We start from the raw sequence: 12581 nt of genomic DNA, 5'->3' as shown, positions 1-12581 counted from the left end.
TGGTGATGTTAGTCACCGGCGCGCCGTTTTTATCCACAAGGCTGGCGGTATAGACGATGTTGCCGCCTTCACCAACGGTAGTGGTGGCAGTCAGAACTACATCCACTTTGTCGATGGTGTCGTTGATCGTGGTGGTTGCGCCGTTACCTGCAACGTCCAGTTTCTCGAAGTTGCCGCCAGCAGTGTCGGTGATCTTGACCGTCTGGGTGCTCTTGTCGATGAACACGTCATCGCTAGGCGCAGGGACGGTTACGGTGCCGACGGTGTCACCAGCTTTGATGGTGATGGTCGAACCATTGTCGAGTTTCAGGGTTACGTCAGTGCCCGCTTTATTGGAAAGCGTAGCGGTGTACGTAATCTGGCCGCCTTCGTTGACTTCGCTAGGTGCGGTCAGCGTAACGGTAGTGGTGTTATCAGTGCCCGGAGTGTCGGTGACAGTAGTGCTAACTGGCGTAGTACCTGGCACCAGATTCTCGAAGTGCTCGCCGCCGGTGACGCCTTTGATAGCGGTAGTGACGGTCTGGTCGCCCTTGTACACGTCATCTGGAGCGACAACGGTCACGCTGCCGTTCGATTGATTCACACCGATGGTAATGGTTTGGCCGTTATCCAAAGTCACAGTCAGTGGGTTGGTGATGTTGGTCACCGCATTACCCGACTTGTCGACCAGCGACGCGGTGTAAACGATGTTGCCGCCTTCGCCAACGGTGGTGGTGGCGGTCAGCACCACATCCACTTTGTCGATGGTGTCGTTGATCGTCGTGGTCGCGCCGTCGCCCGCCACTTCCAGCTTCTCGAAGTTACCGCCAACAGTGTCAGTGATCTTGACCGTCTGAGTGCTCTTATCGATGAACACGTCATCGCTAGGCGCAGGGACAGTCACGGAGCCGACGGTGTCGCCAGCCTTGATGGTGATGGAAGAGCCGTTATCGAGTTTCAGCGTTACATCAGTGCCAGCTTTGTTGGAGAGCGTAGCGGTGTAGGTGATCTGACCACCTTCGTTCACTTCAGACGGAGCCGTCAGTGTCACGGTAGTGGTGTTATCAGTACCCGGAGTATCGGTGACGGTAGTGCTGACCGGCGTAGTACCTGGTACCAAATTCTCGAAGTGCTCGCCGCCGGTCACGTTGGTGATGGCGGTAGTAACGGTCTGGTCGCCCTTGTACACGTCATCCGGTGCTACAACGGTGACGCTGCCGTTCGACTGGTTCACACCGATGGTGATGGTTTGGCCGTTATCGAGAGTGACGGTCAACGGGTTGGTGATGTTAGTCACCGGCGCGCCGTTTTTATCCACAAGGCTGGCGGTGTAGACGATGTTGCCGCCTTCGCCAACGGTGGTTGTTGCGGTCAGCACCACATCGACTTTGTCGATGGTGTCGTTGATGGTGGTGGTTGCGCCGTTGCCTGCAACTTCCAATTTCTCGAAGTTACCGCCAGTGGTATCAGTGATCTTGATCGTTTGAGTGCTCTTGTCGATGAACACGTCATCGCCAGGCGCTGCAACAGTCACAGAGCCGACGGTGTCGCCAGCTTTGATGGTGATGCTCGAACCATTGTCGAGTTTCAGGGTTACGTCAGTGCCCGCTTTATTGGAAAGCGTAGCGGTGTACGTAATCTGACCGCCTTCATTGACTTCGCTTGGCGCGGTCAGTGTCACGGTAGTGGTGTTATCAGTACCCGGAGTATCGGTAACGGTAGTGCTGACAGGCGTTGTGCCTGGCACCAAGTTTTCGAAGTGCTCACCGCCAGTCACGTTAGTAATAGCGGTAGTGACGGTCTGGTCGCCCTTGTACACGTCATCTGGAGCTACAACGGTCACGTTGCCGCTGGACTGATTAACGCCGATGGTGATGGTCTGGCCGTTATCCAGGGTCACGGTCAGCGGGTTGGTGATGTTGGTCACCGCATTGCCCGACTTATCGACCAGCGACGCGGTGTAAACGATGTTGCCGCCTTCGCCCACTGTGGTCGTTGCGGTCAGCACCACATCCACTTTGTCGATAGTGTCGTTAATGGTCGTAGTTGCACCATCACCAGCCACTTCCAGTTTTTCGAAGTTACCGCCAGTGGTGTCGGTGATCTTGACGGTCTGAGTGCTCTTGTCGATGAACACGTCATCGCCAGGCGCTGCAACAGTCACGGAGCCGACGGTATCGCCAGCTTTGATGGTGATGCTCGAACCGTTATCGAGTTTCAGGGTTACGTCAGTGCCCGCTTTATTGGAGAGCGTAGCGGTGTAAGTGATCTGACCACCCTCGTTCACTTCAGACGGAGCCGTCAGTGTCACGGTGGTGGTGTTATCGGTACCCGGAGTATCGGTGACGGTGGTGCTAACAGGCGTAGTACCTGGCACCAAGTTTTCGAAGTGCTCACCGCCGGTCACATTAGTGATAGCGGTAGTGACGGTCTGGTCGCCCTTGTACACGTCATCTGGAGCTACAACAGTGACGTTGCCGCTGGACTGATTAACGCCGATGGTGATGGTCTGGCCGTTATCGAGAGTGACGGTCAACGGGTTGGTGATGTTAGTCACTGCCGCGCCGTTTTTATCCACAAGGCTGGCGGTGTAGACGATGTTGCCGCCTTCGCCGACGGTGGTGGTGGCGGTCAGAACGACATCGACTTTGTCGATGGTGTCGTTAATGGTGGTGGTTGCGCCGTCGCCTGCGACTTCCAGTTTTTCGAAGTTGCCGCCAGTGGTGTCAGTGATCTTGACCGTCTGGGTGCTCTTATCGATGAACACGTCATCGCTAGGCGCAGGGACAGTCACTGTGCCGACGGTGTCGCCAGCTTTGATGGTGATAGTCGAGCCGTTATCCAACTTCAGCGTTACATCAGTACCCGCTTTATTGGAAAGCGTAGCGGTGTAGGTGATCTGACCACCTTCGTTCACTTCAGACGGAGCCGTCAGTGTCACAGTGGTGGTGTTATCGGTACCCGGAGTATCGGTGACGGTAGTGCTGACCGGCGTAGTACCTGGAACCAGATTCTCGAAGTGCTCACCGCCAGTCACATTAGTGATAGCAGTAGTGACGGTCTGGTCGCCCTTGTACACATCATCTGGAGCTACAACGGTCACGCTGCCGTTCGACTGGTTCACACCGATGGTGATGGTCTGGCCGTTATCCAAGGTCACGGTCAGCGGGTTGGTGATGTTGGTCACTGCCGCGCCGTTTTTATCCACAAGGCTGGCGGTGTAGACGATGTTGCCGCCTTCGCCCACTGTGGTCGTTGCGGTCAGAACCACATCGACCTTGTCGATGGTGTCGTTGATCGTGGTGGTTGCGCCGTCGCCTGCAACTTCCAGCTTCTCGAAGTTACCGCCAGTGGTGTCAGTGATCTTGACCGTCTGAGTGCTCTTATCGATGAACACGTCATCGCTTGGTGCCGCAACAGTCACGGAGCCAACGGTGTCACCAGCTTTGATGGTGATAGATGAACCGTTATCCAACTTCAGCGTTACGTCAGTACCGGCCTTGTTGCTCAAGGTGGCGGTGTAGGTGATTTGACCACCTTCATTGACTTCACTTGGCGCGGTTAACGTGACGGTGGTGGTGTTATCGGTACCCGGAGTGTCGGTGACGGTGGTACTGACCGGTGTGGTACCTGGCACCAAATTTTCGAAGTGCTCGCCGCCAGTCACATTAGTAATAGCGGTAGTGACGGTCTGGTCGCCCTTGTACACGTCATCCGGAGCTACAACTGTGGCGTTGCCGCTGGACTGGTTCACACCGATGGTAATGGTCTGGCCATTATCCAAGGTCACGGTCAGCGGGTTGGTGATGTTAGTCACCGCATTACCCGACTTGTCGACCAGCGACGCGGTGTAAACGATGTTGCCGCCTTCACCAACGGTGGTGGTGGCGGTCAGAACCACATCGACTTTGTCGATGGTGTCGTTGATGGTCGTAGTTGCACCATCACCAGCCACTTCCAGCTTCTCGAAGTTGCCGCCAGCAGTGTCAGTGATCTTGACCGTCTGGGTGCTCTTATCGATGAACACGTCATCGCCAGGCGCCGCAACAGTCACGGAGCCAACGGTGTCGCCAGCCTTGATGGTGATAGTCGAACCGTTATCCAACTTCAGCGTTACATCAGTGCCCGCTTTATTGGAAAGCGTAGCGGTGTACGTAATCTGACCACCTTCGTTCGCCTCGGACGGAGCCGTCAAGGTGACCGTCGTGGTGTCAATCGAGTCGGTAATCGTGGTGACCGCAGGCGTAGTGTTCGGCACCAGGTTTTCAAAGTTGCCGCCGGTCGCGCCAGTAATGGTGGTGCTCACCGTACTGCCATTCACGTAAACGTCGTTCGGTGGAGTGTCGACCACCACACTGCCGACAGATTCGCCAGCTTTGATAGTGATCACCGAGCCATCGCTCAAGGTGACAGTTACCGGGGTTTGCGCCGGGTTGGTCAGGGTGGCGGTGTAAGTGATCTGACCGCCTTCGGTCACGGTGTTACCCGCCGTCAGCGTGACGGTGGTGGTGTCGATCGAATCAGTGATCGTAGTAACCGCAGGCGTAGTGCTCGGTACCAGGTTTTCAAAGTTGCCGCCGGTTGCCCCGGTGATGGTGGTGCTGACGGTCGAACCGTTGTTGTAAACGTCGTTCGCCGGGGTATCCACGACGACGGTGCCAACCGACTCCCCAGCCTTGATGGTAATCACCGAGCCATTGCTCAAGGTGACAGTCACCGGCGTCTGCGCCGGGTTGGTCAAGGTGGCGGTGTAGGTAATCTGGCCGCCTTCAGTCACGGTACTGCCCGCCGTCAGTGTGACGGTGGTGGTATCGATCGAATCAGTAATCGTAGTAACCGCAGGCGTCGTGCTCGGTACCAGATTTTCAAAGTTGCCGCCGGTCGCACCGGTAATAGTAGTGCTGACAGTCGAGCCATTGTTGTAGACGTCGTTCGCCGGAGTGTCCACGACGACGGTGCCAACCGACTCCCCAGCCTTGATGGTAATCACCGAGCCATTGCTCAAGGTGACAGTCACCGGCGTCTGCGCCGGATTGGTCAGGGTAGCGGTGTAAGTGATCTGACCGCCTTCGGTCACGGTGTTACCCGCCGTCAGCGTGACGGTGGTGGTGTCGATCGAATCAGTGATCGTAGTAACCGCAGGCGTAGTGCTCGGCACCAGGTTTTCGAAGTTGCCGCCGGTCGCACCGGTAATAGTAGTGCTGACAGTCGAGCCATTGTTGTAAACGTCGTTCGCCGGAGTATCGACAACAACAGTGCCAACCGACTCCCCAGCCTTGATCGTGATCACCGAGCCATTGCTCAAGGTGACAGTCACCGGGGTTTGCGCCGGGTTGGTCAGGGTGGCGGTATAGGTAATCTGACCGCCTTCAGTCACGGTATTGCCCGCCGTCAACGTGACGGTGGTGGTGTCGATGGTGTCGGTAATCTGCGTAACGGCCGGGTTCGGGTCAATCGTCAGCACCAGGTTGTTGCCGCCGGTGGTGCCGGTGACGTTCACGTTGATCTGGCTTGGGTCGATGTACGGGCTGTCATTCGGTGCCAGCGGCACGTTAACGGTGCCGGTCAGTTGGCCGGCGGTGATGGTGATCACGGCACCGTTGGACAGGGTGATGCTCAGGTCATTGATCGGCGGCTGCGTGACGGTGGCGGTGTAGGTCAGCACACCACCAGCTTCAGTGATGGTCGGCGTTGCGCTCAGCGTCAGGGTCGACGTCTGCAAGACCAGGTTGCCATTGCCACCGGCGCCCTGGGCGCCCGTGAGTTGGGTCGTTGTTGCGGCGCCCTGGCCCAGTGGGCCGGTCGGGAACCCGATCGTCGGGTCGACACGGCCAGCCGTCGCGTCCAGTACAACAAAGCTGTGGCCCCCGCCCGCAGCACCATTACCGGCAGCCGTCGCGCCGGCGGCGGTAGCATCCAGGTCGGTGGTCGGGTCGGCGCCCGCAACGATGGCTTGCTGCAGTTCAGCAACCGACGGCGCGGCGTTTTCGGCGGCAGCGGCCAGGTCGAGGCTGGAGTCCGGCAGGTCGGCGCTCCACTGGGTTTCACGGCCCAGGTCCAGGGTGCGGCCGTCGGCCAACTCAAGGCTCACAGCGCCGGACATGCCGGTGTCGATCTGGTCGCCTGCGAACAGACGGTCACCTTCTACTAAAACACGACGCGTCCCTTCCGGAGAAATAACGAAAACTTGACCAACAATGCTTTTGACGATGGCAACTACACTGCTCATTAAAGATTTCTCCGGCGATCCGTTACTGATGAATTCCATGTGGCCGCTCGCGGGGGGGGAGGGCCAAACAGGAGGGGTGTAGTATAAGTAGTTACTGGCGTCAAATAATTGGCTAGATTTATTCGTTATCTAGTTTATGCCAAAGTATTGACCTTATGGTCGCCATCCTAAACAATTGGCCCCGTAATGTCACATTGATATTTATGCGGCGAACCGTCCTACATGTGTGAAGCAGTTCCGCTTTTTGAACTTTCCGACGTACGGTCATTACGGTAGCCATTATCCGACGCAGCGGTACCAATCGCTGTGATTTGAGACAAGAAGTCCTGGGGAATTTTTAAATGCGTTTGAACCTGTTCAAGGCAATACCGTTCGTACTCGCCGCCGGTTTCGTACAAGCCCAAACATTGCCCCAGGCCATGCAGCAGGCGCTGGATGTGCACCCGGAAATCCAGGCCGGCGTGAACAGCCGTATCGCCGCCGATTACCAATTGCGCGCCGCTCAAGGTGGTTACTTGCCGCGCGTTGACCTGAACGCCGGTTACGGTCGCGAAGGCACCGATAACTCCACCACCCGCGCCGCCAACGGCCCAAACGGCAACCACTGGGACACGCTCAACCGCGGCGAGTCCAGCCTGCGTCTGCAACAGATGATTTTTGACGGTTTCGCCACGTCCAGCGAAGTTGGGCGTCAACAAGCCAACGTCAACTCCCGTGCATACTCCTTGCTCGGCACCTCCGAGCGCACCGGTTTGACCGTGGCCCAGGTCTACCTGGACGTGTTGACCCGCCGCGAATTCGTGCGCCTGGCCGAAGAGAACCTGCGCAACCACGAACGCATCTACGACCAGATCAAATTGCGCACCCAGCGCGGTGTCGGCAACGGTGCCGACCAGGACCAGGCCGAAGCGCGTCTGGCCCAGGCTCGCAACAACCTGATCACCGAGCAGACCAACCTGGCCGACTCCCAGGTCAACTACCTCAGCGCCGTCGGCCAGATGCCCGACCAGCTTGAGCGCCCAGCGCCATTTATGGCCATGCTGCCGGCGGACCTGAATGAAGCCCGTCGCCAGATGCTCGATAACAGCCCGATCCTGCGCTCGGCCGAGTCGGATATCTCCGCCGCCGAGAGCCAGTACGAAGCTGCCAAGTCGACCTTCTACCCACGCTTTGATGCCGAGCTTGGCACCAACGCCGATAACAACGTAGCCGGCGACGCCAGCCATAACAACGGCTGGGAAGCCATGGTGCGCATGCGCTTCAACCTGTTCGCCGGTGGCAGCAACAAGGCCGACTTGCAGTCCAAGTCGTACCAGACCAGCCAAGCCCTGGATATCCGTAACAACGCCTTGCGCCAACTCAATGAAGAACTGGGCCTGGCCTGGAACGCCTTGAACAACGCCAATGCGCAGTTGCCGGTTGCCCAGCAATACGTCGACCACAGCACCCGCGTGCGTACTTCGTACCAGCAGCAGTTCAGCCTCGGCCAACGAACCCTGCTCGACTTGCTCGACAGCGAGAACGAATTGTTCACCGCTTCCCGTCGTCTGGAAGAGATCAAGAACATTCAGTTATTTACTCAGTATCGAATCAAGGCGACCATGGGTGAATTGCTCAAAAGCCAGGGAGTGGTCGCACCGATGGCGTCCGTCGTACAGAACGACGTGAAACCTAAAGTTCAACTGCCTGGGATGAATTGAGCCACCCCAATAGCCCCATCTGTTAGTCGAGAGTGCGCCGCGTGGAATCCGAAGTCAGTCGAGTTCATCTCAGTCATGATCCACGCACGCTCCACGACGACCCGTTACTGGACGGGTTGTTGGCGCTCTGTGCCCTGCATCAAAAACCTGCCAGCGCGGCCATGCTCACCACCGGTTTGCCGCTGCCGTCGCAGCGACTGAGTGCCGAGTTGCTGCCGCGTGCAGCCGCGCGTGCCGGGCTGCAAGGCCGGGTGTTGCAGCGCAAGCTGGAGCAGATCCCGACGATTGCACTGCCGGCGCTGCTGTTGCTCAAGGACGGCCGCAGTACCGTGCTGGTGGGTTGGCAAGGTGAAGACGAAGCACGCATCCTGCTCAGCGAAAGCGACGGCGGTGAAGTACTGATCAAGCGTGAGCTGCTGGCCAATGACTACATCGGCAAAGTCTTCTTCGCCCAGCCTCAGCACAAATTCGACGTCAACCACGGCACCCTGATCCCTCGGGCGCGTTCGTGGTTTCGCGACACGCTCAAACGTTCGCGCTGGCTCTACACCGACGCCATCGCCGCGAGCTTCCTGATCAACATCATCGCCATGGCCGCGCCGCTGTTTGTGATGAACGTGTACGACCGTGTCGTGCCAAACCAGGCCACCGCGACCCTCTGGGTGCTGGCCGTGGGTATCTGCGGCGCCTACCTGTTCGACTTGGTTCTCAAAAGCCTGCGCAGTTTGTGCCTGGACCTGGCGGGTAAAAAAACCGACCTGATCATCTCGGCCACGCTGTTCGAGCGCATTGTTGGCATGTCCATGAAGTACCGCCCGGCACGGGTTGGCAGCTTCGCGCAGAACATCCATGAGTTTCAGAGCCTGCGTGATTTCCTCGCATCCTTGACCCTCACCAGCCTGATCGACCTGCCGTTTACCCTGCTGATTTTCCTGGTGATCGCCATCCTGGGCGGGCACCTGGTGTGGATCCCGGTATTGGCCTTCCCGCTGGCCCTGGGCATCGGCTATGCCCTGCAAAAACCGCTGGTGGCGACTATGGAGCGGACCATGGCCCTGGCCGCCGAGCGCCAGTCCAGCCTGATCGAAACCCTCGCCGGGCTTGATGCGGTCAAGGTCAACAACGCCGAGAGCGAGCGCCAGTACGGCTGGGAACAGACCATCGGCACCCTCAGCCGCCTCGAGCTGCGCGTGAAGTTGCTGTCGGGCCTGTCGATGAACATGACTTTGCTCATACAGCAACTGGCCGGCGTGATCATGATCGTGTTTGGCGTTTACCAGATCATCGACGGCAACCTCAGCATGGGCGGCCTGATTGCCTGCTACATGCTCAGTGGCCGCGCCCTGAGCCCGCTGGCCTCGCTGTCGGGCCTGCTGACCCGTTACCAGCAAGCCAAGGTCACCATGACCTCGGTGGACCAGATGATGGAACTGCCCCAGGAGCGCAATTTCGAAGAGCGGCCCATGAGCCGCCGCACCCTGCAAGGTGCCATTGAGTGCCGTGGCCTGAACTTCACGTATCCGAACCAGCAGAACGCCGCGCTGAGAAATATCAACCTGGTGATCAAGCCAGGCGAGAAAATCGGCATCATCGGCCGCAGTGGCTCGGGCAAAAGCTCCCTGGCCAAACTGATCGTCGGCCTGTACCAGCCCGACTCCGGCGCCTTGCTGGTGGACGGTGTGGACGTACGCCAGATCGACGTGAGCGAGTTGCGCCACAACATCGGCTACGTCGCTCAGGACATTCAATTGCTGGCCGGCACCCTGCGCGACAACCTGGTTTCCGGTGCGCGCTATGTAGAAGACGAAATGGTCCTGCAAGCCGCGGAATTGGCCGGCGTGCACGAATTCGCCCGCCTGCACCCACAAGGTTATGAACTGCAAGTGGGCGAGCGTGGGCAGAACCTGTCCGGCGGCCAGCGCCAGAACGTCGCACTGGCCCGTGCGCTGCTGCTCAACCCGCCCATCCTGCTGCTGGACGAACCCACCAGCGCCATGGACAACACCGGTGAAGAACGCTTGAAACAACGCCTGCAAGCTGTGGTGCAAAGCAAGACCGTGGTGCTGGTGACGCACCGTGCCTCACTGCTCTCGCTGGTGGACCGCCTGTTGGTGGTCGACCGTGGGCAGATCCTCGCAGACGGCCCGAAAGCCGTGGTTATGGAAGCGTTGAAAAAGGGGCAGATCAGTGTTGCTTAACTCCATCAAAAGCGCGGTCGGCCGCTACTTCAAAGGCACCGACTCGCTGCAGGGCCAGCCCCTGCCTGAAGTCAACAAAGCGCTGATCGAAGATGCGCCGAGGGTGATCCGCCTGACCATCTGGGCCATCATCGCGTTCTTCATATTCCTGGTGACCTGGGCCGGTTTTTCCAGCATCGACGAAGTCACCCGTGGCGACGGCAAGGCGATTCCGTCGTCCAAGCTGCAGAAAATCCAGAACCTGGAAGGCGGCATCGTCTCCGAGCTGTATGTGAAGGAAGGCCAGATCGTCGAAGCCGGTGCGCCGTTGATTCGCCTCGACGACACCCGGTTTGTCTCCAATGCCGGCGAAACCGAAGCCTTGCGCCTGGCCATGCAACTGCGCGTCGAGCGCCTGAGTGCGCAGGTGGATGACCGTCCGCTGAACATCCCGGATGACGTGCTCAAGGCTGCGCCCAGCCAGGCCGCTAACGAGCGCTCGCTGTATGAAAGCCGCCGTCAGCAATTAAAAGACGAAGTCGGTGGTTTGCAGGAGCAACTGGTGCAGCGCCAGCAGGAACTGCGCGAATTCACCTCCAAGCAAGGCCAGTACCGCAGCCAGTTGTCCCTGCAACGCCAGGAAATCAACATGTCCGAGCCGTTGGTGGCCCAGGGCGCGGTATCGCCGGTGGAAGTATTGCGCCTCAAGCGCGCCGAGATGGAAACCCGCGGTCAGTTGGACGCCACCACCCTGGCGATCCCTCGCGCCGAGTCGGCGATCAAGGAAGTGCAGCGCAAGATCGACGAAACCCGTGGCAAATTCCGCAGCGAAGCCCTGACCCAACTCAATGAAGCCCGCACCGAGCTGAACAAGGCCGAGTCCACCGGCCGTGCCCTCGAAGACCGCGTCAGCCGTACCTTGGTCACCTCGCCGGTGCGCGGCATCGTCAAGCAGCTGTTGGTCAACACCGTGGGCGGCGTGATCCAGCCGGGCAGCGACATGGTCGAAATCGTGCCGCTCAATGACACCCTGCTGGTGGAAGCCAAGATCCGCCCGCAAGACATCGCCTTCCTGCACCCTGGGCAAGAAGCGATCGTCAAATTCACCGCCTATGACTACACCATCTATGGCGGCCTCAAGGCCAAGCTTGAACGCATCGGTGCCGACACCATCACCGATGAAGACAAGAAAACCACCTACTACATGATCACCCTGCGCACTGATCGCAGCCACTTGGGCACCGACGAGAAGCCGTTGCTGATCATTCCTGGCATGGTGGCTTCGGTGGATATCATTACCGGCAAGAAAAGCATCCTCAGCTACCTGCTCAAGCCGATCATCAAGGCGCGGGCCGAGGCGTTGCACGAGCGCTGATCTTCGGCGCCTGTTGTGACCTCATCGCAGGCAAGCCAGCTCCCACATTTGAATGTGTTCACATATCAAAATGTGGGAGCTGGCTTGCCTGCGATGGCGACACCCGCCCCACCGCAGATCCCAACCCTAAAGCATATCGATATTCGCTAACGGTATTTAAGCTTCCATTCTTATACCTATAAATTCACTCCCCTGTCCGACCGGGAGTGCCCTCATGTCCGCCACCTCTACTGTTCCAACAGCGACCCCAACCGCCCAATCCTTCGAGATTCGCCCACTGCCCGGCAGCGTCGGCGCCGAGATCGTTGGCCTGGACTTGTCCCGCCCGGTCAACGACACAGACTTCGCGCGCATCCACCGCGCGCATGTGGATCACCACGTCGTGGTGTTCCGCGACCAACGCATCACCCCCGAACAACAGATCGCCTTCAGCCGCCGCTTCGGCGTGCTGCAGATCCACGTGCTCAAACAGTTCCTGCTGGCCAACCACCCGGAAATCCTGATCGTCTCCAACATCATCGAGAACGGCCAATCCATCGGCCTGGGTGATGCGGGTAAATTCTGGCATTCGGACCTCTCCTATAAAGAGCTGCCCAGCCTGGGCTCGATGCTGCACGCTCAGGAGCTGCCCTCCGAAGGCGGCGACACCCTGTTCGCCGACATGCACAAAGCCTGGGACCAACTGCCCGAGCACCTGCGCAAAGCCGTGGAAGGCCGCAGCGCCGCGCACTCCTACACGGCGCGCTACAGCGAAACCAAATTCGAAGGTAATTGGCGCCCAACCCTCACGCCCGAGCAGCTCGCTCAGGTGGCGGAAGTGGTCCACCCGATTGTGCGCACCCACCCCGAAAACGGCCGCAAAGCCCTGTTCGTCAGCGAAGGCTTCACCACCCGTATCGTCGACCTGCCGGAAGACGAAAGCCGCGACCTGCTGGCCCAGCTCTACGCCCACAGCGTGCTGCCGCAGAACATCTACCGTCACCAATGGCAGCCCCACGACTTGGTCTTCTGGGACAACCGCTCGCTGATCCACCTGGCTGCCGGTTGCCCGAGCCATCTGCGCCGCAAACTGTTTCGCACCACCATCCAGGGCGATGCGCCTTTCTGATTCCCGGCAAGAG

General features: G+C 58.9%; 5 protein-coding genes. 4 read left to right on the top strand and 1 reads right to left on the bottom strand.

Translation table 11 applies throughout. From position 1 onward, the window contains the following. Positions 1–6208, bottom strand: a 6208-nt coding sequence (locus GIW28_RS19370; protein WP_236490406.1) for a retention module-containing protein, incomplete at its 3' end; no start/stop codon positions are given. Between the two features lie 341 nt (positions 6209–6549). Between GIW28_RS19370 and GIW28_RS19365 the strand changes: the two genes are divergently transcribed. The 4 genes from GIW28_RS19365 to GIW28_RS19350 all read left to right on the top strand — a co-directional run bounded on the left by GIW28_RS19365 (position 6550) and on the right by GIW28_RS19350 (position 12568). Beyond that, complete coding sequence (locus GIW28_RS19365; RefSeq protein ID WP_017136621.1) at positions 6550–7908, top strand: TolC family outer membrane protein; 1359 nt, start codon at positions 6550–6552, stop codon at positions 7906–7908. Positions 7909–7949: 41 nt separating this feature from the next. Further along, positions 7950–10106: a type I secretion system permease/ATPase gene (locus tag GIW28_RS19360; RefSeq protein ID WP_026013663.1), complete on the top strand. Its 2157-nt coding sequence runs from the start codon at positions 7950–7952 to the stop codon at positions 10104–10106. Then, a complete protein-coding gene (locus tag GIW28_RS19355) occupies positions 10096–11460 on the top strand; it encodes an HlyD family type I secretion periplasmic adaptor subunit (protein WP_138451889.1) in 1365 nt (454 codons plus the stop codon). The genes GIW28_RS19360 and GIW28_RS19355 overlap by 11 nt, the downstream gene beginning before the upstream one ends. Before the next feature lie 214 nt (positions 11461–11674). Then, on the top strand, positions 11675–12568 hold the full coding sequence (locus GIW28_RS19350; RefSeq protein ID WP_236445928.1) for a TauD/TfdA dioxygenase family protein: 894 nt from the start codon (positions 11675–11677) through the stop codon (positions 12566–12568). Positions 12569–12581 lie beyond the last annotated feature (13 nt).

The sequence above is a fragment of the Pseudomonas sp. PA-5-4B genome (genome assembly GCF_021606215.1).
GTDB classification, from domain to species: Bacteria; Pseudomonadota; Gammaproteobacteria; order Pseudomonadales; family Pseudomonadaceae; genus Aquipseudomonas; species Aquipseudomonas edaphica.
Note: the sequence above shows the minus strand (reverse complement) of the source record. Positions and strands in the feature narration are given on the sequence as shown.

Bases quoted from the DNA above. Each gene is read 5' to 3' on its own strand.
- GIW28_RS19350 (WP_236445928.1), top strand. From the start codon at position 11,675: ATGTCCGCCACCTCTACTGTTCCAACAGCGACCCCAACCGCCCAATCC.
- GIW28_RS19365 (WP_017136621.1), top strand. From the start codon at position 6,550: ATGCGTTTGAACCTGTTCAAGGCAATACCGTTCGTACTCGCCGCCGGT.